21 protein-coding genes are annotated in these 24,772 nt (G+C 53.8%); 12 read left to right on the forward strand and 9 right to left on the reverse strand.

Annotated elements, in window-relative coordinates; translation table 11 throughout:
- The first annotated feature begins 18 nt into the window (after nucleotides 1-18).
- From AB2B48_RS23545 to AB2B48_RS23570, 6 genes are all read left to right on the forward strand, one after another.
- Nucleotides 19-1,251 carry an extracellular solute-binding protein gene (locus AB2B48_RS23545; protein ID WP_185667119.1) on the forward strand — a complete coding sequence of 411 codons (1,233 nt, stop codon included), beginning with the start codon at nucleotides 19-21 and terminating at the stop codon, nucleotides 1,249-1,251.
- 53 nt (nucleotides 1,252-1,304) lie between these two features.
- Nucleotides 1,305-2,612, forward strand: a complete 1,308-nt coding sequence (locus AB2B48_RS23550) for a carbohydrate ABC transporter permease (RefSeq protein WP_185667118.1) — start codon at nucleotides 1,305-1,307, stop codon at nucleotides 2,610-2,612.
- Between the two features lie 9 nt (nucleotides 2,613-2,621).
- Nucleotides 2,622-3,473, forward strand: a complete 852-nt coding sequence (locus AB2B48_RS23555; RefSeq protein ID WP_035891868.1) for a sugar ABC transporter permease — start codon at nucleotides 2,622-2,624, stop codon at nucleotides 3,471-3,473.
- Nucleotides 3,474-3,477: 4 nt separating this feature from the next.
- A complete protein-coding gene (locus AB2B48_RS23560) occupies nucleotides 3,478-4,680 on the forward strand; it encodes a glycoside hydrolase family 53 protein (protein WP_220438639.1) in 1,203 nt (400 codons plus the stop codon).
- A 29-nt stretch (nucleotides 4,681-4,709) separates the two neighbouring features.
- Nucleotides 4,710-6,767: a beta-galactosidase gene (locus AB2B48_RS23565; protein ID WP_185667116.1), complete on the forward strand. Its 2,058-nt coding sequence runs from the start codon at nucleotides 4,710-4,712 to the stop codon at nucleotides 6,765-6,767.
- Nucleotides 6,768-6,839: 72 nt separating this feature from the next.
- On the forward strand, nucleotides 6,840-7,154 hold the full coding sequence (locus AB2B48_RS23570) for a glucose PTS transporter subunit EIIB (RefSeq protein WP_220438636.1): 315 nt from the start codon (nucleotides 6,840-6,842) through the stop codon (nucleotides 7,152-7,154).
- Between the two features lie 204 nt (nucleotides 7,155-7,358).
- Here the strand turns inward: AB2B48_RS23570 and AB2B48_RS23575 are convergent, their stop codons facing one another.
- Nucleotides 7,359-8,624, reverse strand: a complete 1,266-nt coding sequence (locus AB2B48_RS23575) for a maltoporin (protein WP_185667114.1) — start codon at nucleotides 8,622-8,624, stop codon at nucleotides 7,359-7,361.
- A gap of 269 nt (nucleotides 8,625-8,893) precedes the next feature.
- Here AB2B48_RS23575 and AB2B48_RS23580 point away from each other — a divergent pair, with 269 nt between their 5' ends.
- The 3 genes from AB2B48_RS23580 (at nucleotide 8,894) to ykgO (ending at nucleotide 10,491) form a co-directional block, all read left to right on the forward strand.
- Nucleotides 8,894-9,967: a LacI family DNA-binding transcriptional regulator gene (locus tag AB2B48_RS23580; protein ID WP_368300413.1), complete on the forward strand. Its 1,074-nt coding sequence runs from the start codon at nucleotides 8,894-8,896 to the stop codon at nucleotides 9,965-9,967.
- A 120-nt stretch (nucleotides 9,968-10,087) separates the two neighbouring features.
- Nucleotides 10,088-10,351 carry a type B 50S ribosomal protein L31 gene (locus tag AB2B48_RS23585; RefSeq protein ID WP_035891863.1) on the forward strand — a complete coding sequence of 88 codons (264 nt, stop codon included), beginning with the start codon at nucleotides 10,088-10,090 and terminating at the stop codon, nucleotides 10,349-10,351.
- On the forward strand, nucleotides 10,351-10,491 hold the full coding sequence (gene ykgO, locus AB2B48_RS23590) for a type B 50S ribosomal protein L36 (protein ID WP_003859006.1): 141 nt from the start codon (nucleotides 10,351-10,353) through the stop codon (nucleotides 10,489-10,491). Before AB2B48_RS23585 ends, ykgO begins: the two co-directional genes overlap by 1 nt.
- On the opposite strand, the gene AB2B48_RS23595 is transcribed toward ykgO, so the two are convergent.
- Complete coding sequence (locus AB2B48_RS23595) at nucleotides 10,488-11,198, reverse strand: GNAT family N-acetyltransferase (protein WP_333010170.1); 711 nt, start codon at nucleotides 11,196-11,198, stop codon at nucleotides 10,488-10,490. The genes ykgO and AB2B48_RS23595 overlap by 4 nt on opposite strands.
- Nucleotides 11,199-11,302: 104 nt before the next feature.
- On the opposite strand from AB2B48_RS23595, the gene AB2B48_RS23600 reads away from it, so the two are divergent.
- The gene (locus AB2B48_RS23600) at nucleotides 11,303-12,760 is read left to right on the forward strand and encodes a PLP-dependent aminotransferase family protein (RefSeq protein WP_368300414.1); all 1,458 of its coding nucleotides are present in this window, start codon (nucleotides 11,303-11,305) and stop codon (nucleotides 12,758-12,760) included.
- Here AB2B48_RS23600 and AB2B48_RS23605 read toward each other — a convergent pair.
- From AB2B48_RS23605 to acrA, 6 genes are all read right to left on the reverse strand, one after another.
- Nucleotides 12,729-13,199, reverse strand: coding sequence for a YlaC family protein (locus AB2B48_RS23605; protein WP_368300415.1), 471 nt, complete (start codon nucleotides 13,197-13,199; stop codon nucleotides 12,729-12,731). The genes AB2B48_RS23600 and AB2B48_RS23605 overlap by 32 nt on opposite strands.
- A 105-nt stretch (nucleotides 13,200-13,304) precedes the next feature.
- Entirely contained in the window at nucleotides 13,305-13,859 is a 555-nt protein-coding gene (maa, locus tag AB2B48_RS23610) for a maltose O-acetyltransferase (RefSeq protein ID WP_368300416.1), read from the reverse strand.
- A 139-nt stretch (nucleotides 13,860-13,998) separates the two neighbouring features.
- Nucleotides 13,999-14,217: an HHA domain-containing protein gene (locus AB2B48_RS23615; RefSeq protein ID WP_064547995.1), complete on the reverse strand. Its 219-nt coding sequence runs from the start codon at nucleotides 14,215-14,217 to the stop codon at nucleotides 13,999-14,001.
- 25 nt (nucleotides 14,218-14,242) lie between these two features.
- Nucleotides 14,243-14,617: an Hha toxicity modulator TomB gene (tomB, locus tag AB2B48_RS23620; protein ID WP_185667108.1), complete on the reverse strand. Its 375-nt coding sequence runs from the start codon at nucleotides 14,615-14,617 to the stop codon at nucleotides 14,243-14,245.
- A 522-nt stretch (nucleotides 14,618-15,139) separates the two neighbouring features.
- Nucleotides 15,140-18,286, reverse strand: a complete 3,147-nt coding sequence (gene acrB / locus AB2B48_RS23625) for a multidrug efflux RND transporter permease subunit AcrB (RefSeq protein WP_185667107.1) — start codon at nucleotides 18,284-18,286, stop codon at nucleotides 15,140-15,142.
- 22 nt (nucleotides 18,287-18,308) lie between these two features.
- Nucleotides 18,309-19,505, reverse strand: coding sequence for a multidrug efflux RND transporter periplasmic adaptor subunit AcrA (acrA, locus tag AB2B48_RS23630; RefSeq protein ID WP_220438620.1), 1,197 nt, complete (start codon nucleotides 19,503-19,505; stop codon nucleotides 18,309-18,311).
- A 142-nt stretch (nucleotides 19,506-19,647) separates the two neighbouring features.
- Between acrA and acrR the strand changes: the two genes are divergently transcribed.
- Together acrR and mscK are read left to right on the forward strand one after the other, a co-directional pair.
- Entirely contained in the window at nucleotides 19,648-20,316 is a 669-nt protein-coding gene (gene acrR / locus AB2B48_RS23635; RefSeq protein ID WP_185667105.1) for a multidrug efflux transporter transcriptional repressor AcrR, read from the forward strand.
- A 102-nt stretch (nucleotides 20,317-20,418) separates the two neighbouring features.
- A complete protein-coding gene (gene mscK / locus AB2B48_RS23640) occupies nucleotides 20,419-23,769 on the forward strand; it encodes a mechanosensitive channel MscK (RefSeq protein ID WP_185667104.1) in 3,351 nt (1,116 codons plus the stop codon).
- Nucleotides 23,770-23,799: 30 nt separating this feature from the next.
- Here the strand turns inward: mscK and AB2B48_RS23645 are convergent, their stop codons facing one another.
- On the reverse strand, nucleotides 23,800-24,723 hold the full coding sequence (locus AB2B48_RS23645) for an Rpn family recombination-promoting nuclease/putative transposase (RefSeq protein ID WP_368300417.1): 924 nt from the start codon (nucleotides 24,721-24,723) through the stop codon (nucleotides 23,800-23,802).
- Nucleotides 24,724-24,772: the final 49 nt, after the last annotated feature.

Here is a 24,772-nt window from a genome sequence, read left to right on the forward strand (position 1 = left end):
CTTCACATGAGGTTGATAATGAAAAAGAACACCATTGCCGCACTTATCCTTACGACTCTGGCCGCGGGGCAGTTGATTAGCCTGCAGGCTCATGCGGCTACGCAGCTTAACGTCTGGGAAGACATAAAGAAATCCGCCGGAATTAAGGATGCCATCGCCGATTTCGAAAAACAGTACGACGTTAAGGTCAACGTGCAGGAGATGCCTTACGCGCAGCAGCTGGAAAAGCTGCGTCTTGATGGCCCGGCGGGGATTGGCCCGGACGTACTGGTCATTCCAAACGATCAGCTCGGTGGGGCGGTGGTTCAGGGACTGCTGACGCCGATTAAGCTCGACCAGAAGCAGATTGATGAGTTTACGCCTGCGTCAATTAATGCTTTTCGTATGGACAACGCTCTGTATGGCGTGCCGAAGGCGGTCGAAACGCTGGTGCTGATTTACAACAAAGAGTTAATCGACAAGCCGTTAGCCAGCCTGCCGGAATGGTATGACTTCTCCAAAGCTCAGCGCGCGCAGAACAAGTACGGGCTGCTCGCCAAGTTCGACCAGATTTACTACAGCTGGGGGGCGATTGGCCCGATGGGCGGCTACATCTTTGGTGATAACGGCAAAGGTGGTTACAACGCTCAGGACGTTGGCCTGAACAAGCCGGGTGCGGTAGAAGCGGTCACTTATCTGAAGAAATTCTATGCCGATAAGATCTTCCCGGCGGGGATTATCGGTGACAACGGGCTGAATGCTATCGACTCGCTGTTCACCGAGAAGAAAGCCGCGGCGGTGATCAACGGGCCATGGGCCTTCCAGCCGTATGAAGCAGCGGGCATCAACTACGGCGTGGCACCGTTGCCAAACCTGCCGGACGGCAAACCGATGAGCTCCTTCCTTGGCGTGAAGGGCTACGTGGTGTCGACCTGGAGCAAAGATAAAGCGATGGCGCAGAAGTTCATCGAATTTATCAACCAGCCGCAGTATGTGAAAACGCGCTATATCGCGACGCGTGAAATCCCGCCGCAGAAGGCGATGATTGACGATCCGATTATCAAGAACGACGAGAAAGCCAGCGCCGTTGCGGTGCAGGCCGCCCGCGCCACGGCGATGCCGGGGATCCCAGAGATGGGCGAAGTGTGGGGCCCTGCCAACGCAGCGCTTGAACTGAGCCTGACCGGTAAGCAAGAGCCGAAGGCTGCGCTCGATAACGCCGAAAAACAGATCAAAATGCAGATCGAAGCCATGCAGGCGAGTAACCAGTAAGCACTGACGTCACGGACGGGAGGGGGACCTCCCGTTTTCAGAAGGAGCCGTGTGTGATTATCAATCCCAGCGAAAATGTAAACAGAGCACAGGGGGCCGGACGCCATGCGTGGTGCGGCCTGCTGTTGGCCATTGTGCCTGGCTTTGGCCAGTTTTATCACCGCCAGTGGCTGAAGGGACTTATCTTCCTGGTGCTGCTTAGCAGCTTTATGGGCGTGTTTTACGACTTCCTGAGCGAAGGACTGTGGGGGCTGTACACGCTGGGAGAAGAGGTCCCGCGCGATAACTCTATCTTCCTGTTAGCCGAAGGGATCATCAGCGTGCTGATTATCGGCTTTGGCGTCACGATTTATTATCTCTCCCTGCGCGATGCGTGGGCGAACGGTAAGAAGCGTGATGAGGGCCAGCAGCTGAACAGCGTGCGTAAACAGTATCAGATGCTGCTGAGCGATGGCTTTCCCTATTTAATGATCACCCCAGGATTCATCCTTCTGGTGTTCGTGGTGATTTTCCCGATTCTGTTTGGCTTCTCTATCGCCTTTACCAACTACAACCTTTACCACACCCCTCCGGCGAAGCTGGTGGACTGGGTTGGGCTGAAGAACTTCGTCAATATTTTCACGCTCTCCATCTGGCGCTCGACCTTCTTCGACGTGCTGCAGTGGACGGTGGTCTGGACGCTGCTGGCCACCACGCTGCAATGCACCGTGGGCGTGCTGCTGGCGATTCTGGTGAACCAGAAAGATCTGCGCTTTAAACCGCTTATCCGCACTATCTTCATTCTGCCGTGGGCGGTGCCGGGCTTTGTCACCATTCTGGTATTTGCCGGAATGTTCAACGACTCGTTTGGCGTCATTAACAATGCCATTCTGTCGTTCTTTGGGATCAGCCCAAAAGCGTGGATGACCGACCCATTCTGGACCAAAACCGCGCTGATTATGATGCAGACCTGGCTTGGTTTCCCGTTTGTGTTTGCGATGACCACGGGGGTATTGCAGGCGATACCTGACGATCTCTACGAGGCGGCAACGATGGACGGTGCCAGCACGACGACCAAGCTGCGCACGATTACGCTGCCGCTGGTGCTCTACTCGATTGCGCCCATCATCATCACGCAATACACCTTCAACTTTAACAACTTCAATATCATCTACCTGTTTAACAACGGTGGGCCGGCGGTGGCCGGGTCGAACGCGGGCGGTACGGATATTCTGGTGTCGTGGATCTATAAGCTGACCATGTCCTCTTCCCAGTACGCCATTGCGGCGACCATTACCATCCTGCTGTCGATTTTTGTCGTCGGTCTGGCGCTGTGGCAGTTCCGCGCCACGAAATCTTTCAAAAACGACGATATGGCGTAAGGGAATCACATGGCTAAATCACAAAGTATTAAACGTGAAAAATGGGTGCGGCTGTCGCTCTCCTGGCTGGTTATTGTGCTGGTTTCCACCATCATTATTTACCCGCTGATCTGGACCATTGGCGCGTCGCTCAACGCCGGGAACAGCCTGCTGAGTACGTCGATTATTCCGGAAAACCTGTCGTTCCAGCACTACGCCGACCTGTTTAACGGCCAGGTGAACTACATGACCTGGTACTGGAACTCGATGAAAATCAGCTTCCTGACCATGGTGCTAACGCTGATTAGCGTCAGCTTTACCGCCTATGCGTTTTCACGCTTTCGTTTTAAAGGGCGTCAGAATGGGCTGATGCTGTTTTTACTGCTGCAGATGATCCCGCAGTTTTCTGCGCTGATTGCTATTTTCGTGCTCTCCCAGCTGCTGGGATTGATCAATAGCCACTTCGCGTTGGTGCTGATCTACGTGGCAGGGATGATCCCGATGAATACCTATCTGATGAAGGGCTATCTCGACGCGATCCCTAAAGATCTCGATGAGTCCGCCCGCATGGACGGGGCCAGCAACTTCCGCATCTTCATTGAAATCATCATGCCGCTGTCGAAGCCGATTGTGGCGGTGGTGGCGCTGTTCTCCTTCACCGGCCCGCTGGGGGATTTCATTCTCTCCAGCACCATCCTGCGTACGCCGGATAAATACACGCTGCCTATCGGGTTGTACAACCTGGTGGCGCAAAAAATGGGCGCCAGCTACACCACCTACGCGGCAGGAGCCGTACTGATTGCCGTACCGGTGGCGATTCTCTATCTGGCATTACAGAAATACTTCGTGTCCGGCCTGACCTCCGGCAGCACCAAAGGATAACCACATGAAAAGATTTGCACCCGCTCTGCTTGCTGTTTGTCTCTCCTGTAGTTTTTCCGCCTCTTCGCTGGCGGCCGAGACGCTGCAAACGAAGCCGTTTAACGCCATGCCAGCGGATTTTATTAAAGGGGCCGATATCTCGACGCTGCTGGATGCTGAGAAGCACGGCGCCCGTTTCTACAACGAACAAAATCAACCGCAGGACGCGCTGGCGATTCTCAAAGCCAACGGCGTGAACTATGTTCGTCTGCGCCTGTGGGTTGACCCGAAAGATGCCGACGGTAAGGCGTACGGCGGCGGTGATAACGATCTTGCCAGCACGCTGGCGCTGGCGAAGCGGGCAAAAGCGCAGGGCATGAAGTTGCTGCTGGACTTCCACTACAGCGATTTTTGGACTGACCCTGGCAAACAGTACAAACCCAAAGCGTGGGAGAAGATGGATTACCCGCAGCTGAAAACCGTGATTCACGACTATACCCGTGACACCATCGCCCGCTTCAAACAGGAGGGTGTGCTGCCGGATATGGTGCAGATTGGCAACGAAATTAACGGCGGGATTCTCTGGCCGGAAGGCAAAAGCTGGGGGCAGGGCGGCGGTGAGTTTGACCGTTTAGCCGGCCTGCTGAATGCGGCGATTTCCGGGCTGAAAGAGAATCTGAAGGGCGGGGAGCAGGTGAAAATTATGCTCCATCTGGCCGAAGGCACCAAAAATGACACCTTCCGCTGGTGGTTTGATGAAATCAGCAAACGCAATGTGCCGTATGACGTGATTGGCCTGTCGATGTACACCTACTGGAACGGCCCTATCAGCGCGCTGAAGGCCAACATGGATGACATCAGCAAACGCTACAACAAAGATGTCATTGTGGTCGAAGCCGCTTATGGCTACACGCTGGAAAACTGCGATAACGCGGAAAACAGCTTCCAGGCGAAAGAAGAGAAAGACGGCGGCTATCCGGGCACGGTTCAGGGGCAATATAACTATATTCATGACTTAATGCAGGCCGTTATTGATGTTCCGGACCATCGTGGCAAAGGGATATTTTATTGGGAACCGACCTGGATTGCTGTTCCGGGAAATACCTGGGCCACGAAAGCGGGCATGAAATATATCCATGACGAATGGAAAGAAGGTAATGCCCGCGAGAATCAGGCCTTATTTGACTGCAAAGGAAAAGTCCTGCCGTCGGTAAAAGTATTTAATTAATTAGCAACACTCTTTTTCAGGATTTTATTATGCAAAAATTTCCGCCTTTGAGCCCAAAGGTTAATGCATTATTGCATGGCGCAGATTATAACCCGGAGCAGTGGGAGAATTATCCCGGTATTATCGACCAGGATATTACGATGATGCAGCAGGCAAATTGTAATGTCATGTCGGTGGGGATATTTAGCTGGGCCAAACTTGAACCGCAAGAGGGCGTATTTGAGTTTGGCTGGTTGGATGAGGTTATCGATAAACTGTATGCCGCAGGGATCCACGTCTTTTTAGCGACGCCGAGCGGCGCGCGGCCTGCATGGATGTCAAAAGCCTACCCGGAAGTGCTGCGCGTAGGGCGCGATCGGGTGCCTGCGCTGCACGGTGGCCGACATAACCACTGCATGACCTCGCCGGTTTACCGTGAAAAAACGCTGAAAATCAACACGCTGTTGGCGGAGCGTTATTCACAGCACCCGGCGGTGCTGGGCTGGCATATCTCTAACGAATACGGCGGTGAATGCCATTGCCCACGCTGCCAGGTGAAGTTCCGCGACTGGCTGAAGGCGCGCTACAAGACGCTGGATAACCTGAACCATGCCTGGTGGAGCACTTTCTGGAGCCACACTTACACCGACTGGCAGCAGATTGAGTCGCCGTCGCCGCAGGGTGAAGTCTCAATTCATGGTCTGAATCTTGACTGGCGGCGCTTTAACACTGCGCAGGTGACCGAATTTTGTCGTCATGAAATCGCGCCGTTAAAGGCGGTGAACCCGGATCTGCCGGTGACCACCAACTTTATGGAGTATTTCTACGACTACGATTATTCGCAGCTCGCCGAACCGCTGGACTTTATCTCCTGGGATAGCTACCCAATGTGGCATCGCGATAAAGACGAGACCACGCTGGCCTGCTATACCGCGATGTACCACGACATGATGCGCACCCTGAAGGGCGGCAAGCCGTTCGTGCTGATGGAGTCGACGCCGAGCGTGACGAACTGGCAGCCGACCAGCAAGCTGAAAAAACCGGGCATGCACATCCTCTCTTCGCTGCAGGCGGTGGCCCACGGTGCGGATTCGGTGCAGTACTTCCAGTGGCGTAAGAGTCGCGGTTCGGTGGAGAAATTCCACGGCGCGATTATTGACCACGTGGGGCATCTTGATACCCGTGTGGGCCGCGAAGTCAGCAAGCTGGGGAGTATTCTGAGCCAGTTACCGGGCGTTGTCGGCTGTCGCACTGATGCGAAGGTCGCCATTATCTTTGACCAGCAGAGCCGCTGGGCGATGGATGATGCACAGGGGCCGCGCAACAAGGGCATGGAGTATGAGCAGACGGTGAATGAGCACTACCGTCCGTTCTGGGAGCAGGGGGTTGCGGTCGATGTCATTGATGCTGACGGTGATCTGAGCGCCTATAAGCTGGTGATTGCACCGATGCTGTATATGGTGCGCGACGGTTTTGCCGAGCGTGCCGAAGCCTTTGTCGCGAACGGCGGCCATCTGGTGACCACCTACTGGACGGGGATCGTGAATGAGAGCGATCTGTGCCACCTCGGCGGTTTCCCTGGCCCGTTGCGTAAGCTGTTGGGTATCTGGGCGGAAGAGATTGATTGCCTCGACGACGGCGAACGTAATCAGATTCAGGGGCTGGCGGGCAATATGGCCGGGCTGCAGGGGCCATACCAGGTGCGACACCTGTGCGAGCTGATTCACACCGAGACGGCGCAGGCGTTGGCCTCCTATCGTGATGATTTCTACGCAGGTCGCCCGGCGGTGACGGTGAATAGCGTTGGTAAGGGGAAAGCGTGGCATATTGCGTCTCGCAACGATCTGGCCTTCCAGCGTGATTTCTTCACTTCACTGATGGATGACCTGGCGCTGCCGCGAGCGGTGGCAAGCGACTTCCCGCCGGGGGTGGTCGCGACGGCGCGAACCGACGGTGAAAGCGCCTTTGTCTTTGTGCAGAACTTTACCGCGCAGACGCAGACTATCTCGCTGCCGGAAGGTTATGAACTTGCCGCTACGGGTGCCGATGCCAGCGGTGCACAGGTGCTTCAGCCCTGGGACTGCCGTATCGTTCGCCGTAAAGCTTAATCCGCTGTAATCCATAGCCTGCTCAACCGAGCAGGCTTTTTTACCTCTGTAGATAATTAAGGAGCGTCGAAGATGGTCAGCCTTAAATCTTTCCTGCACTACTTCTCCCAACCCAAGCCATCGGTGCCGTTAAGCGAGGGGGAGCAGCAGCAAATTCAGCGTCTGATTAGCGCCTTTGGCGGTCAGAATAATATTGAGAATGTCGATGCCTGTATTACCCGCCTGCGCGTCACGGTAAAAGATTTGGCAGTGGTTGATTCTCAGGCGTTACAGAATGAAGGTGCGCTGGGGGTGATTATTCTGGGGCAGCAGGTACACGCGATATTTGGCAAACAGTCTGATACGTTACGCCAGTTATTAGATGAGCATTTCGCTGGAAATAATTAACGGTACGGTCTGTTGTATTAATAACCCCGGTTTGATGCTGGGGTTTTTATTGCCTGAAATATAAAAAAAAAGGGATAACCCAATAATAGCGCTATCCCAAAGGCCAGATGATAGAAACAATGATGGAGTGGCAAATAGTAAAATTGTTGCCAATAACAGAAGATAGAATTAATGCAAAAATAATGACTCAGTCAGATAAACACATTACCACCAGGCTTCCACCTGCACACCGAAGTTCCAGGTATCGCTGGCAGTACCATCGTTAAACGCATTGCCCTGCTCAGAATCATTCAGGTAAGAGGCAAATACGCGCAGCTCCGGACGAGACATAAAGTCTGGGCCGTCCGCCAGGCCTAATGCGATGGTGTATTTCTCGCCGCTCTGCTTATAGCTGGTGCCGTTGGTGTAAGAATCTTTCTGGTAGAAACCACCCACTTCACCGATCAAGCGTACGTACTCGGTGAACTGATACTGCGCACGACCAACCAGTGACACCAGACGTGATTTATCGGTGTATTCGGTGGTGTCATCCGCTGAACCATAAGTCAGCACGTGGTTTAAGGAGAACTTGTCGGTAATCGGAATCAGGCCGGTGTTGATAACGCGGTAACCGGTGGCATCGTTGACGTTGTTCCACATGTCGTACCAACCGCCGCCCTGGGAGACCATGTTCTGCGCCAGGCCCTTATTCGCATACTGCAGCACCAGTTTGTTGTAGCCGCCGAACATATCCTGGCTGATTTCGCCGGTCAGCATCACGCCGTTGTCAGCATCATACAGGCCACCGTAATCTTTCTGCTTCTTGGTTGGGTTTGGCATGGCGTAGTCGATACCGAACTCAGTCCAGGCACCGCTCCATGGCTTCCAGCCCGCGTAGCGAAGGTCGATGTAGTTGATGTTGACATCGTTATCGCCATCTACGCGATAGTCGACATCGTTGGCGTCGCCGCGGATCCAGGCCAATGACACTGCGCCAGGGCCGACCGTGTAGTTTTCGATCCCGGCGCCGGAGCCGGAAATATTCCAGTATTTAGTATCAATGATGTGCAGATCGTGACGCTGGTAGTAGCGTTTACCGCCCCAAATCACCGCGTTCGGATCGCCTGGTACAAGCCCTTTGATCTGCAGGTTCAACTGGCGTAAACCAAACTGCGCATCGTCGTCTAACGTGGTTTCGTTATCGTTTGATCCATCGGAGACCATGCTGACCATCGAATCGAGGTAGAAGCTGACATCATTTTTCTTATACACCTCAGAACCGAGTTCCAGCTCACCGTAGGTGTCGGCTTCGTTCCCCAGACGACCCAGTTTATTTTTTTGCCATTCCTGCATTCCACCATCGCTAGAAACCCCCACGCCGGAGCGGAGGTAGCCGTGGAAATCAATTGGTACTGACGTTGCTGCCAGCAGTGAAGGTGAAGTCAGCGCAGTAGCCAACGCAATAGAAAGCGTGCGTAGGGTAGTTTTCATTGTTATCCTCATTTTGTTTTGTAGTACGTTCACATAACGTGTGTAATAAAATGCCTAAATGTAAAAACAGGCAAACATTTGATTCGTGATGTGTGATTAACTGCAAATAAATTAGCCATTTCTGACTAATTGTGTAAGAGGGTTCTTATTGTGTTGGTGTGTGAGCGTGTATCTTTTTTGTGTTATCGTATGCCATGAGTCAGGTCGGTAGACGTTTTTTGGAGTGACCCCTGTTACAATCTAGCGATAACAACATAAGGAACCGGACGATGAAGTCTAAAAGCGCAACTTTGGAAGATGTTGCTCGCCATGCGGGCGTCTCCTACCAGACTGTGTCCAGGGTACTCAATAAATCTGCCAATGTATCCGAAGCCACACGCCACAAGGTGGAGAAATCCATTGAGGTCCTCCGCTATGTCCCAAATAGACTGGCACAACAGCTGGTTGGAAAGACCAGTCAGACGCTTGGACTGGTCACCACTTCTCTGGCGCTGCACGCGCCTTCTCAGGTCGCAGCTGCGGTGAAACGCTATGCAAATCTGGAGGGGTATCAGGTACTGATTTCGATGATTGATGAGAGCGTCAATCATAGCATTCAGGATTCAATCAATGAGCTGAAATCGCAGCTGGTCAGCAAAGTGATTATCAACGTGCCGCTGGAGACCGAAACGGCGCAGAAAATCGCGGATGATAATGATGACATCGTCTGTCTTTTCCTCGACGTTGACCCCTACAGCTCCGTGTATAACGTTTCGTTTAACCCAGCGGATGGCACCCGTGCCAGCGTGAAATATTTGTATGAGTCCGGGCATCGTGAGATGGCTATCCTGGCCGGGCCGGCGAGTTCCGTTTCCGCTAATCTGCGTCTGAGGAGCTGGCTGGATACGCTGAACAGTTACGGCCTGAAGCCCGTCACCGTACTTCACGGTAACTGGGATGCGCAAAGCGGCTACGCCTGCGCGCTGCAGATGCTGCGCGAGACGCCAGATTTTTCAGCGGTGCTGGTGGGCAACGATCAGATGGCGCTGGGGGTATTGAGTGCGTTCCATCAGCATCAGGTGGCGATCCCCGGTGAAAAGTCGGTGATTGGCTACGATGACACCTATGAAAGTTCGTTCTTCTATCCGGCATTGACCACCGTCTCGCTTGACCTTGATTTGCAGGGTAAAGAGGCGGTGCGTCGTATTCTGGAGAGTGACGATAACGCCTCGTCGCGCACCTCATCCATTCTTCCGGCTCGCCTGGTCGTTCGCCACTCCACCGGGGCAAAAGTGGAGCAGGGCAAAGATATGCAGGCGATTGTGGAGCAGTTGCGCGCCATCGCGCATCAGCTTAGCCGCTGACCTCTTTGTCCGGAGCGTGTTCTGCGCTCCGGCTATCCCCCTTTAATTTGTAGGGTTGCAAAGCCCGGTTTCGCGGCGTATCGTAATTGTTATGTTATAACATATGATATCGAGGGTCAGATGAAAGCCAATATCCATCCCCATTACCGCACCGTGGTGTTTCATGACACCAGTGCCAACGAGTATTTCAAAGTAGGTTCGACCATAAAAACCGACCGGGAGATTGAGCTGGAAGGTGTGACATATCCGTATGTCACCATTGATGTGTCGTCCAAATCGCACCCGTACTACACCGGGAAACAGAGAACGGCCTCTACCGAGGGTAGCGTGGCGCGCTTCAGCCAGCGTTTTGGCCGCTTTATTGATGTGAAAAGAGGTTCATGATGCAGGTACTTAACTCATTGCGCAGCGCCAAACAGCGCCACCCGGATTGTCAGATTGTGAAACGCAAAGGACGACTGTACGTTATCTGCAAGTCGAACCCTCGCTTTAAGGCCGTTCAGGGGCGCAAGAAGCGCCGTTAAGCGGACAACTGTCGCAGCGACTCCAGGGTGTGGCGTTGCTTGCCGTCGGCGGTAAAATTGTCGGCGGCAAGCCATTTCTGGAAGGCGGCGTTCAGCGCTGACCACTCACCGTCGATAATTGAAAACCAGTCGGTATCGCGGTTATGACCTTTAATCACCAGCGCCTGGCGAAAATGACCTTCAAACTGGAAACCTAAACGCAGCGCGGCTTTGCGTGAGGGTTCATTGAAGCTGTTGCATTTCCACTCATAGCGGCGATAGCCCAGGGTATCGAACGCATAGCGCATCAGCAGCCATTGGGCTTCCGTAGACGCAGGCGTTCTGCTCAACAGCGGTGAGAAGTGGACATGGCCGACTTCCATTACCCCGTTATTCGGGTCGATGCGCATTAATGCCAGCGAACCGACTGGCAGATTGGTTTGCCTGTCGATGACCGCAAAATGAACCGGATCCTGCAGGTTTTCCACGCTCGCTACCCACTGACGATATTCCTCTACCGAACTTTCCGGCTCGCGCAGCAGCCACGTCCAGTTACGGGTATCCGTTGCCTGCTGGTGGGCGGCAAACAGCGCATCGGCGTGCACAAGGCTCAGCGGTTCAAGGCGGCAAAACTTCCCTTCCAGCACCACGCGCTCAGGACGTGGACGTGGCTGCCAATCCGGCAGAGCATCGCCAATTAACTGACCAAATTGATTAAGCTGACTCATAACCTCTCCTTGGGGAAAATAAACAATACGCTGAGCGTAGGGGTTTACTGGTTCCATAAGAAGTGCCACCAGGTTATCTTTTGATGGTACCACGAGGAGCTGAGATGAATATTCCTGACGATCCCTTTTTTGCCCTGCTTTCCCGCGCGCTGCAGTCGCGTGGAACAGAGACGCTTCAGCGCAGCCTGTATGCTGCGCTGCGAGAGGCCATTATGCAGGGGCAACTCCAGGCGCAGAGTTGGCTGCCGGGTTCGCGAGCGATCGCCGAGCGGCTGCAGGTATCGCGTAATACAGTCAATGCTGCGCTGGAGCAGTTGACGATTGAAGGCTACCTGCGGCGAGACCGTCGGGGTTCGCGGGTGGCCGCGCTGCCGCAGCCGGAAAACCACAAGGCGTCGATACCGGCGCCCGTCAAGCTTCCGTCACGGTTACAGCGGCTGCCGCAGGTCATGCCGCGCGATACGCCGCCATTGTTGTTCACCCCCGGCACACCGGCCATTAACTATTTTCCCTTGCCGCTCTGGCGACGATTGCTTGACCGCGTCATGCGTGAAGAGGGGAGCTCGTTGCTTGGCTATGGCGATGCGGCAGGTGAGTGGCCGTTGCGGGTGGCGATAGCCCGCCATCTTGCGTTATCGCGCGGCATCGACTGCGATGCCCGGCAAATTGTCATCACTGAAGGAGCGCTGGAAGGCGTAAACCTGTGCACGCAGCTGCTCAGCGAACCGGGACAAACCGCCTGGGTAGAAGAGCCGGGCTATTTTGGTGCCAAAAGCGCATTCCTGGCGGCGGGGTTAGCGCTGGAAACGATACCGGTGGATGAAGAAGGTATGCAGATTGCCGTCAATCTGCCGCCACCGACGATGATCTTTACCTCTCCCTCTCACCAGTATCCCATTGGCAGCGTGCTCAGCGCGACGCGGCGTCTGGCGCTGCTGGACTATGCCCGTCAGCATGGGGCGTGGATCGTTGAGGATGACTACGACAGTGAATTTCGCTTTAGCGGCGAGCCGATTCCGGCCATGCGCGGAATGGTCGATAACGCCCCAGTGGTCTACCTGGGGACTTTCAGTAAGACGCTGTTCCCGTCGCTGCGCATTGGGTTTATGGTGCTGCCATCAATGCTGGTTGAGGTGGCGCAGCCTGCCATACGTGCGCTATTGCGCGGTGGACACCGTGCCGAGCAGCGTGCGCTGGCCTGTTTTATTGAAGAGGGGCACTATGCGCGCCATCTGGCGGCGATGCGTCGTCTTTATCGTAAACGCCAGGCGCAACTGCATGATGCGTTGGAGCAGGAACTGACCGTTCCGCATCAACTGATGGCAGGAGAAGGGGGGCTACATATGACGGTAGCTATTGACGGGATTGATGACGTGGCTCTGGTGCGTCAGGCGCGGCTGCATCAGATGGCGCCCAGTGCGCTCAGCAGCTTTTATCTTAACCGCCAACAGGCGCGAACCGGGCTGGTGCTGGGCTATGGCAATACGTCCGCATCGCAGTTTACGACGGCGATACGGACGTTACAGCGGCTTATTGTGCCGCTTCGGCGCGGGCAAGGGTGAAGACATCGTAGAACGACAGTTCGCCCTTGGTGGAGACCATTTTCTGTAGTTGGGCCTTCGCCTGGCCGTCCACGCGGGCGGAGTTCAGGATCCGCTCGACAAGCTGTTTGGGGACAAAGCGGGTGTTGTACCACTCGCCGTTGTAGCAGACACGGAAATCCAGGACGTCGATATCTTCATAGCGGTAGCGCGGATAGACGTCGAAAAAGAAGAAGCCGTTCAGCAGCGCAAACAGCAGCCATAGCAGCCAGACGGTATCGGCCAGGGTTTCAGAGCGCATCATCACCACGAGCGTTGCGAAGAACGCAAGGTACATGGCGATGAATAGACCTGGGTGGTTGCGGATAAAGCTAATGCTAAAGCGCGGCCGGTTGTCGCGCTTTTCAGTCACGTTTAGTTCATCAATGGTTTGCGTGAGTAATCGCTGGATCTCTGACATCTTTTGCTCGGCAACGAAGGGCGGAATAGCCTATTGTATGTTGCGCCAATCAATACAGAAAGTAACAGATCGGTTGCAAAAAAGCATAACAGTCCGCGTCTGTTATCAGGCCAGCATTTTGATGACGTTAGCGGGATTACCACCGACGACGGCATTTGCTGGCACGTCTTTAACCACGACTGCACCAGAAGCTATAACCGCGTTATCACCAATGGTCACGCCGGGATTAATCACCGCTCGTCCACCAATCCACACATTATGACCAATCTTCACCGGTTTGCCATATTCAATGCCGCTGTTGCGCTCAGTCGCATCAAGCGGATGGGTGGCGGTGTAGATATGAACGCCGGGCGCCAGCATACAGTTATCGCCGATATAAATAGGGCAGACATCGAGCATCACGCAGTCGAAATTCGCGTAGAAGTTGGTACCGAGATGGATATTGTAGCCGTAGTCGCAGCGGAATGTCGGTTCAATATAGGCATCGTGGGGGTTGCCTAATAGCTCTGTCAACAACGCTGCCCGTTCGGATTTCTCGTCCGGCTCGGTATGGTTATACCGATGGATAAGGTGCCGGGCGCGTAGCCGGTCCATTCTCAGCGTGTCATCAGCCGGGCGATAATATTCACCCGCAATCATCTTACGTTTTTCTTCACTCATAGGGCCTCCTGTACGGGAAGCCATCACCATAAAAGGCGATCAGAGATTTGGGAACGTTCCCAGTTCATCGCTGTGATACAAATCACAGAGATTCGACAAAATACACGGAGTGGGGTACGTGCCTGTAAATGAATAAAAATTAACGAATATACTTCCAGACGGTTGAAGGAATTTTGTCGTACAGTTTATTCATGGTCAATTCAGCCAGACGATGATCGGCCGCTGAGTAAAATACCGCCAGTTCGTTATCGGACAGTTCATATTTATTTTTTTCAATGACACGTTCTAACGTATCAATTGACTGACAGCGTCGTAGGCGCATCAAATAATCAGTTTTAGTTAGTGGTTTATCAGACATAATTCACCCATTGATTGTAATAATTTTAACAAGAGAGGCTAACAGGGTTAGCTCGGCTAGCGTTGACGAAACAGCGGAAAAGTTTGTTCCCTGACTTACGCCATTTTTGCAGGTCGCTGCTATTAATGCCGTAGTTACCGAACAACATGAAAGTATCATCCAGATATTCGTCGATCTGCGCAATCAGTTTATTATCTTCGTCGTACTTAATTTTATAATTAAGTGCAAACGTTGCAATATGTTCAATCAGCTCATTAAGCTGCAGGTTAACCGCCGAGGTAGGGTCATTCACCCAACCATGGTTGCTCTCTTCAAGCGTGACAAGACAGTCATGATACAGGGTTTCACAAAGAAACTTAAGCTGTGCGATATCGTGTCTTTTTGGTGAGTATTCGTCCATAACGCATCCCCCTGATTGCAGTTCAAACAACGAGTAACAAATACCGGTGTGGGATGGGTACTACTGGTTAACCTGAAACATGCACGTGTTCCCGATCTGCAGTAACTATAATCTACTCCGCAAAAGATTTCACCGAGCTATTACGAAAAATTACAATTAAGTCTCAAATGGTTAGTTTTTTTATAAACAATGACCGGGCAGGGCGGGCATAGGCCGCGCTTTATCATACTTTCGCATGATAAAGATAACATTCATAGACTTAGACCGCGGGTGCTGTGATGTCGTTCGATTAAATATTATAGGATTAATCTTAATTCGTTTCTATCGTCGGAGGGGCTACAGATTATTCAAAATGAATTAAAGACAAATCTCAATAAAGCGAGATAGGAGAGGGGACTATATTTTAATATATAGGGTAACCACAATATCTATTTTTTATGATTGATTAAAAAATAGACGCCAGGACTGGTGGCGTAGGGATAAAAAAAGGGCCGCAATAGCGGCCCTTTCGGTAGCATAGCTTTAGTGGTGCTCTACTTTATGGCTGTGCTCGAGGTCTTCGTTTTTACGGCTGAAACGACGACGTACAACCACGAAGAACACCGGTACGAAGAAGATAGCCAGAACGGTTGCTGTCACCATCCCGCCCATTACGCCGGTACCAACAGCGTTCTGCGCACCGGAGCCTGCGCCGGAGCTGATAACCAGCGGCATGACACCGAGGATAAACGCCAGCGAGGTCATCAGGATTGGGCGCAGACGCATACGTACGGCTTCCAGCGTCGCTTCAATCAGCCCTTTGCCTTCTTTATCCATCAGGTCTTTGGCGAATTCAACGATCAGTATCGCGTTCTTCGCCGACAGGCCAATGGTGGTCAACAGGCCCACCTGGAAGTAAACGTCGTTAGTTAACCCGCGAAGCGTTGCTGCCAACAGCGCACCAACCACCCCCAGTGGAACAACCAGCATAACCGAGAACGGAATAGACCAGCTCTCATACAACGCTGCCAGACACAGGAAGACGACAATCAGCGAGATGGCGTACAGGGCAGGGGCCTGGTTACCAGACAGACGTTCCTGGTAGGACATCCCCGTCCAGTCGTAGCCGATACCCGCAGGCAGTTTACCCGCCAGCTCTTCCATCAGGTTCATGGCTTCACCGGTACTCTTACCTTCAGCCGCCTGACCCAGAATTTCCATGGATGGCAGACCGTTGTAACGTTCCAGACGCGGTGAACCGTATTCCCAACGTGAAGTAGAGAAGGCGGAGAACGGCACCATCTGACCATCGCTACCACGAACGTACCATTTGCCAATATCTTCCGGCAGCATACGGTATTTCGCTTCGGACATCAGGTACACCTTCTTCACACGACCGCGGTCGATGAAGTCGTTGACGTAGCTACCGCCCCAGGCTGTGCCGAGAGTGGTATTGATGTCGCTGATGGAAACGCCCAGCGCCTGCGCTTTTTCCTGATCGATATCGATCTTGAACTGCGGCGTATCTTCCAGGCCGTTAGGACGCACGCCGGTCAGCACGTCAGGGTGCTGGGCAATCATCCCGAACAGCTGGTTACGCGCCTGGGTCAGTTTTTCGTGGCCCAGACCCGCCTGGTCGATCAGCTGGAAGTCGAAGCCGGTAGCGGTACCCAGTTCCACGATAGCTGGCAGGTTAAAGGCGAACACCATCGCATCTTTAATTGTCGAGAAGTAGCCCATCGCACGACCGGTAATCGCTTCAACTTTGTTCTCTGCGCCCGGACGTTCACTCCAGTCTTTCAGCGACACGAAGGCGATACCGGTGTTCTGGCCGCGACCCGCGAAGCCGAAGCCGTTTACGGCAAAGACGGATTCAACGTTGTTCTTCTCTTTGGTGAGATAGTAATTGGTCATCTCATCCAGCACTTTCTGCGTACGTTCCTGGGTTGCACCGGCAGGCAGCTGCGCCATGCTCAGGAATACGCCCTGGTCTTCGTCTGGCAGGAAGGAGCTTGGCAGACGCACGAACAGGTATGCCATGCCAACCACGATGATCAGATACAGCAGCAGGTAACGACCGGTGCTGCGCAGGATGTTGCCTACGCTATCGGTGTAATGGTGCGTGCTCTTCTCGAACATGTTGTTGAACCAACCGAAGAAGCCTTTGGTAGAACCGTGGCTGCCTTTGGCGATTGGCTTCAGCATCGTGGCACACAGTGCCGGCGTCAGGATCAACGCCACCAGTACCGACAGCGCCATCGCGGAAACGATAGTGATGGAGAACTGGCGATAGATTGCCCCGGTGGAACCACCGAAGAAGGCCATCGGGATAAATACCGCTGACAGCACCATCGCAATACCCACCAGTGCGCCCTGAATCTGGCCCATGGATTTACGCGTTGCTTCTTTCGGCGGTAGCCCTTCTTCGGCCATCACACGCTCGACGTTCTCGACCACCACGATGGCGTCATCCACCAGAAGGCCGATGGCGAGCACCATCCCGAACATCGTTAGGGTGTTTATCGAGAAGCCAAACGCGGCAAGTACCGCAAAGGTCCCGAGCAGTACCACCGGCACCGCGATAGTTGGGATCAGCGTCGCACGGAAGTTCTGCAGGAACAGATACATCACCAGGAACACCAGGATGATCGCCTCGACCAGCGTTTTCACCACTTCGTGAATTGAGATCTTAACGAACGGGGTGGTGTCGTATGGGTAAACGATTTTCAGGCCTGACGGGAAGAACGGCTCCATTTTCGCCAGTTCAGCGCGAATCGCGTTCGCGGTGTCCAGGGCGTTTGCGCCGGTCGCCAGTTTAATACCCAGACCGGAAGCCGGCTGGCCGTTAAACTTCGCTACCACGTCATAGCTTTCGCCGCCGAGCTCAATTTTCGCCACGTCGCGCAGGCGAACCTGCGAACCGTCCTGGTTAACCTTCAGCAGAATGTTGCCAAACTCTTCGGTATTCGTTAGACGGGTCTGCGCCACGATAGAGGCGTTCAGCTGCTGGCCAGGTACAGGCGGCGTACCACCTAATTGGCCTGCCGCCACCTGGGCGTTCTGTGCTTTCAGCGCGCTAATAACATCCACTGGCGTCAACTGGAAGTTATTCAGTTTGTTCGGGTCCATCCAGATACGCATCGCGTACTGGGAACCGAACAGCTGAACGTCGCCCACGCCGCTAGTACGGCTGATGGCGTCCTTCATGTTGGCCGCAACGTAGTCGGAAATATCGTCCTGGTTCATGGTGCCGTTGGTGTTGATAACACCAACAACCATCAGGAAGCTGCTGGAGGCTTTTTCAACGCTGATACCCTGCTGCTGAACTTCCTGCGGCAGAAGCGGCGTCGCCAGAGCGAGCTTGTTCTGTACCTGTACCTGAGCGATATCCGGATCGGTACCGGATTCGAAGGTCAGGGTAATGGTTGCGGTACCGGTGGAGTCGCCGTTGGAGGACATGTACATCAGGTGATCGATACCGTTCATGTTCTGTTCGATAACCTGAGTTACAGTGTTCTGCACCGTTTCGGCGTCAGCACCGGGATACATGGCCGTGATCGAAATCGCAGGCGGCGCAATCGTTGGATATTGCGCTACCGGCAATTTGAGGATCGATAGCCCCCCAGCCAGCATGATAATAATGGCGATCACCCACGCAAATATGGGGCGATCGATAAAGAAATTAGGCATGTCTTAACGGCTCCTGTTTAAGTTAAGACTTGGTTTGTTCTGACTGAGCGGCGCCAGCGGCAGCTTGCTGTTTATCGTCAGAAGTGACTTCCTGGGCTTTAACCTGCACGCCCGGTTTCACTTTTTGCAGACCGCTGATAATCACGCGATCGCCGTCTTTCAAACCACCCGTCACCAGCCATTTGTCGCCAATCGCCTGGCTTGCAACGATCTGACGAACTTCGACTTTATCGCCTTCACCCACAACCATGGCGCTCGCATCGCCACGCGGCGTACGGGTTACACCCTGCTGAGGAACCAGCAGCGCGGTTGGGTTGGTCCCTTCTTCCAGACGTGCGCGAACAAACATGCCCGGCAGCAGCGTATGGTCAGGGTTAGGGAAGATGGCGCGCAGCGTGATAGAACCGGTGGTCTGGTCAACGGTGACGTCAGAGAACTCTAATGTCCCGCTCTGCGGATACTTGATGCCGTCGTTGGTCACCAGGTCCACTTTCGCTTTCCCGTTTTCCTGTTTCAGTTTGCCGTCTGCCAGCTCCTGCTTCAGACGCAGGAAATCATTGCTGGACTGGGTAACATCAACGTAGATCGGGTCGAGCTGCTGAACGGTAGCCAGTGCGGTCGCTTGACCGTTCTGGACCAGCGCGCCTTCGGTGACAGACGATTTACCAATGCGACCGCTGATAGGCGAAGTCACTTTGGTATAGGCCAGGTTGATACGCGCGGTTTCAACGGCGGCTTTTGCGGCCAGAACGGCGGCGTTAGCCTGCTGAGCATCCGCAACGGCAGTATCGTAATCCTGACGGCTGATGTACTGAGTACCCAGCAGTTTGGAGTAACGATTGACGGTCAGTTTGGCGATATTGGCAGCCGCTTCCGCTTTCGCTAAGTCGCCTTTCGCGCTTTCATAGGATGCCTGATAGGTTGCCGGATCAATCTGATAGAGCGACTCGCCCGCCTTGATGTCGCCACCTTCGATAAAGTTGCGCTTCAGAATAATCCCGCTGACCTGCGGGCGAACTTCTGCGACACGATAGGCGTTGGTGCGGCCTGGCAGTTCCGTCGTGATTACAAGAGGTTCAGATTTGAGCGTCACCACGCCCACTTCTGGCATGTGTTGCGCTCCTTGCTGAGCTGGTTTGTCGTCACATCCTGTTAGCGCTAAGCTGCCTGAGAGCATCAGAACGACCGCCAGAGGCGTTAACCCTCTGTTTTTGTTCATATGTAAACCTCGAGTGTCCGATTTCAAATTGATCAATGGAACAAGCGTCCACAAACCCATTGCTGCGTTTGTATTATCGTCATACTATGGTACATACATTCATAAATGTATGTAAATCTAACCCCTGCAAATTCACCGACCTATGGCACGAAAAACCAAAGAAGAAGCGCTGGCTACGCGTCAGCACATACTGGATGTCGCCCTACGGTTGTTCTCACAGCAGGGGGTATCATCCACCTCACTCGCCGAGATTGCAAAAGCGGCAGGGGTGACGCGTGGCGCAATTTACTGGCATTTTAAGGATAAGTCGGATCTCTTTAATGAAATCTGGGCGTTATCAGAGTCCAGCATCGGCGATCTTGAAATTGAGTATCGGGCAAAATTCCCCGGTGATCCACTCTCAGTTTTGAGAGAAATCTTAGTTTATATTCTAGTTGCCACGGTTATCGAAGAGCGCCGACGATTGATGATGGAAATCATTTTTCACAAATGTGAGTTTGTCGGTGAAATGGCCGTAGTGCAACAGGCCCAGCGTAATTTATGTTTAGAAAGTTACGATCGGATTGAACAGACGTTAAATGACTGTGTCACGGCGAAGGTTTTACCGGCAAATTTGTTAAGTCGCCGGGCGGCGATTTTAACCCGCAGCTATATTTCAGGGTTAATGGAAAACTGGCTGTTTGCCCCGACCTCCTTCGATCTGAGGGCCGAGGCTGAGTCCTACGTGGCTATCCTGCTTGAGATGTACCAATTTTGTCCAACGTTACGCGACGAAAAAGACCTCCCTTGTTCTAAGGATTACCAGGAATAATCCTGGCTGCCCTGGCTATTCGCCTGTAGCCAGAAGTGCTATTCTGCGCCGGTATTTATCTCCGGCATGCCGCCGGCTTTAGCCACCACACATGTTAAGATTATGCTGCATAACATCCGCCCTCGGGCCACGATCTCTGCATTTCTCATTATTGCTGTCTGTTTTGTGCTATCTATCGCCGCGGTACAAGCCCGTGCGCTGAACGGCACCGATATTCCTGACCGTTCTGACGTCCAGGATCAGCTTAACGCGCTGAACAATAAAAAAGACCTGACTCCTCAGGAAAAGCTGGTTCAGCAGGATCTGACGGAAACGCTGCAGTTGCTCGATAAAATCGACAGCGTTAAGGCGGAAAGTACCCAGCTACAAAAGCAGATTGATCAGGCGCCCATTAAGCTGCGCCAGGCTACCGACAATCTGAATGACATCAGCGATGTCGATAACGATGATGAGACGCGTAAAACACTGAGCACCCTGTCGCTGCGCCAGCTTGAAGCCCGCGTGTCCCAAGCGGTGGACGATTTACAAAATGCGCAAAACGACCTGGCCACCTATAACAGCCAGCTCGTCTCCCTGCAAACCCAGCCTGAACGCGTACAGAACGCGATGAACTCTGCCTCTCAGCAACTGCTGCAGGTGCGTAACAGCCTGAATGGCAGCACCGTCGGCGATGGTCTGCGTCCTACCCAGCAGACGATGCTACAGGTGCAAAAAACGTTACTCGACGCGGAGATTGAGCTTCAGCGTAAGAGCCTGGCCGGCAATACGGTATTGCAGGACTCCCTGCAGAAGCAGCGCGACTACGTGACCGCCTACAGTACCCGGCTTGAGCATCAGCTTCAGCTGCTGCAGGAGGCGGTCAACAGTAAGCGCCTGATGTTGTCGGAAAAAACAGCCGCCGAGAACGCCACACCGGAAGAGACCGCCCGTATCCAGGGCAACCCGCTGGTAAAGCAAGAGCTCGAAATCAACCATCAGCTGAGCCAGAAATTGATTACCGCAACCGAAAGCGGCAACCAGTTGGTGCAGCAGAATATTAAGGTAAAAACCTGGCTCGACCGTGCGCTGCAGTCCGAACGTAACGTCAAAGAGCAGATTGCGGTGCTGAAGGGCAGCCTGCTGCTGTCGCGTATTCTTTATCAGCAGCAGCAGACGTTACCGTCGGCGGATGAGCTGGAGGACATGACCACCCGGATCGCCGACCTGCGTCTTGAGCAGTTCGAGATTAACCAGCAACGCGACACCCTGTTCCAGAGCGATGATTTTGTCGCCAAGCTGGAAGAGGGACACAGTAACGAAGTTGACAGCGAAGTGCATGATGCGCTGCTGCAAATCGTCGACGCGCGTCGCGAAATGCTGGACCTGATCAACAAACAATTGGGTAACCAGCTGATGATGGCTATCAACCTGCAGGTTAACCAGCAGCAGTTGATGAGCGTCTCCAAAAGCCTGAAATCGATTCTGACCCAGCAAATTTTCTGGGTGAACAGCAACCGTCCGATGGACTGGGACTGGATTAAATCGTTCCCTGAAGCGCTGAAGAGCCAGTTCAAATCGATGAAAATCACCGTGAACTGGGAAAAAGCGTGGCCTGCCGTGTTCATTGCTTTCCTCGCCGGGCTTCCGCTGCTGCTGATTGCCGGGCTGATTCGCTGGCGACTACAGTGGCTGCGCAGCTATCAGGATAAGCTCGGCGATCAGGTGGGTAATCTGCGTAATGACAGCCAACTGCATACGCCGAAGGCGATTCTCATCGATCTCATCCGTGCGCTGCCGGTGGTGCTGATCATTCTGGCGATAGGCCTGATTCTGCTGACCATGCAGCTCAATATCAGCGCGCTGTTGTGGGCGTTCAGTAAAAAACTGGCGATTTACTGGCTGGTCTTCGGCCTGTGCTGGAAAGTGCTGGAGAAAAACGGCGTTGCCGTCCGCCACTTCAATATGCCGGAACACCTCACCAGCCACTGGCGTCGCCAGATTGTGCGCATCAGCATCGCGCTGCTGCCGCTGCACTTCTGGTCGGTGGTGTCGGAACTTTCCCCGCTCAACTTGATGGACGACGTGCTGGGGCAGTTTGTTATTCTGCTAAACCTGTTGGTGATTGCGGTGCTGACGTGGCCGATGTGTCGCGAAAGCTGGCGTGATAAAGAGTCGCACAGCCTGCGACTGCTGACGGTGACGGTGCTGTCGCTGGTGCCGGTGGGGCTGATGGTGCTCACCGCGACCGGTTACTTCTATACCACGCTGCGTCTTTCCGGCCGCTGGATTGAAACGGTCTATCTGGTTATTTTCTGGAACCTACTGTACCAGACGGTACTGCGCGGTTTGAGCGTGGCGGCTCGCCGCATTGCCTATCGTCGTGCGGTTGCCCGTCGCCAGAATCTGGTGAAAGAGGGGGCAGAAGGGGCCGAACCGCAGGAAGAGCCGACGATTGCGCTGGAGCAGATCAACCAGCAGACGCTGCGTATTACCATGCTGGTGATGGTCGCGCTGTTTGGCCTGATGTTCTGGGCTATCTGGTCTGATTTAATCACCGTATTCAGCTACCTCGACAGCATTACGCTCTGGCACTACACCGGCACCGAAGCGGGGACCAGCGTGGTGAAAGACGTCACCATGGGCAGCCTGCTGTTTGCCATTATTGCCTCGATGGTGGCCTGGGCGCTGATTCGCAACCTGCCGGGGCTGCTGGAAGTTCTGGTGCTCTCAAGGCTCAATATGCGCCAGGGGGCCTCGTATGCCATCACCACCGTGCTGAACTACGCCATTATCGCCGTGGGGGCGATGACCGTGTTTGGTTCGCTCGGGGTATCGTGGGATAAACTGCAGTGGCTTGCCGCCGCGCTGTCGGTTGGTCTGGGCTTTGGCTTACAGGAAATTTTCGGTAATTTCGTCTCCGGCCTGATTATTCTGTTCGAACGCCCGGTACGCATTGGCGATACGGTGACCATTGGCACTTTCTCGGGGACGGTCAGCAAGATCCGTATCCGTGCAACCACCATCACCGATTTTGACCGCAAAGAGGTGATCATCCCGAACAAAGCGTTCGTTACCGAGCGCCTGATCAACTGGTCATTGAGTGATACCACCACCCGCGTGGTGATCCGCCTCGGCGTGGCCTATGGATCCGATCTCGACAAGGTGAAAAAGGTGCTGCTGCAGGCGGCAACCAGCCACCCGAAAGTGATGCACGATCCGGAACCGTCGGTCTTCTTCACCACCTTCGGTGCCAGCACGCTGGATCACGAGCTGCGTTTGTATGTGCGCGAACTGCGTGACCGTAGCTATACCGTGGATGAACTGAACCGGACTATCGATCGTCTGTGTCGCGAAAACGACATCAATATCGCCTTCAACCAGCTCGAAGTGCATCTGCACAATGAGAAAGGGGATGTGGTGACGGAAGTGAAACGTGACGCTAAAACCGACGGCCAGGATTTGGTTGCGGATTAAAGCATTAAGGGCGGCGGAAGCCGCCCTTTACTATTCTGCTTGTGCCGTAAGGTCGTCGGCGTTTAATCCGGTCAACTGCTGAACCAGCGCGGCGGAGAGTCCGGCATTCAGCATGTTTCGCGCAATCTTCTGCGCTTCATCGCGCCGACCCAGCGCTTCGCCTTGCTCTATTCCCTGGATAATCCCTTTCTTCCGTCCCTCTTCGGCTAGCCATTCGGCAATGGTCATCAGCTGCTCCTTATGCTGTGGTGAATATTGCGCCAGTGTGCAGAGTAACGCTTCCGGGTGAGATGCACTACCCGCTTGTAGCATATAGGCGATCAGCGCTTCCAACTGTGAGGGCGTTAGCCAATTCTCTATCAGTAAGGCACCCAGTTGTTCTTGTAAAGAGGCCAGATCGCGCTGGCGGATGTGCTTAAACAACAGTTCCAGCATCGCCATGCGCTGATGGGCCATGATTTCGCTGTCCGGTATCACGGTGATATCGACCAGGGGAAAATCCTGGGTGTAGAGGCGATGTGCCAGCGTGGCGTTGTCGAACAGTTCAAGCCAGTTCATACGATACGGCCAGGGGCTGATACTACCGTGATAAAACAGCATGGGGATGACCAGTGGCAGAGTGCTATGTCCGGCGTCCAGATGCTGCTGCATGGCCGCGAGGGTATAGCGCATCAGGCGAAAGGGCATCAGTTTATCCGGCGTGCTTTGATGTTCAATCAGCACATAGATATAGCCTGGCCCATCGCGGGTTTGCAGCGCGTAGAGAATATCGGAATAGCTGGCGCGCAGGTTTTCTTCAACAAAGCTGCCGGAGGCGAGTTGAAGTGTCTCAAGATGACATTGCGCGAGCAGTTCCCGGGGCAGATGCGCCTGTAAGAAATCCCGAGCTATCGCTTTATGGCGTAAAAAATGCTTAAAAATGGCGTCGTGCGGCGTCGCCGAATAGATTTTCATGATGTTCCGTCATCCCCTGTCCTGGAATGGCTGAGAAGATGCCACAGGT

The organism is Kluyvera sichuanensis, from assembly GCF_040930405.1.
Lineage (GTDB): Bacteria > Pseudomonadota > Gammaproteobacteria > Enterobacterales > Enterobacteriaceae > Kluyvera > Kluyvera sichuanensis.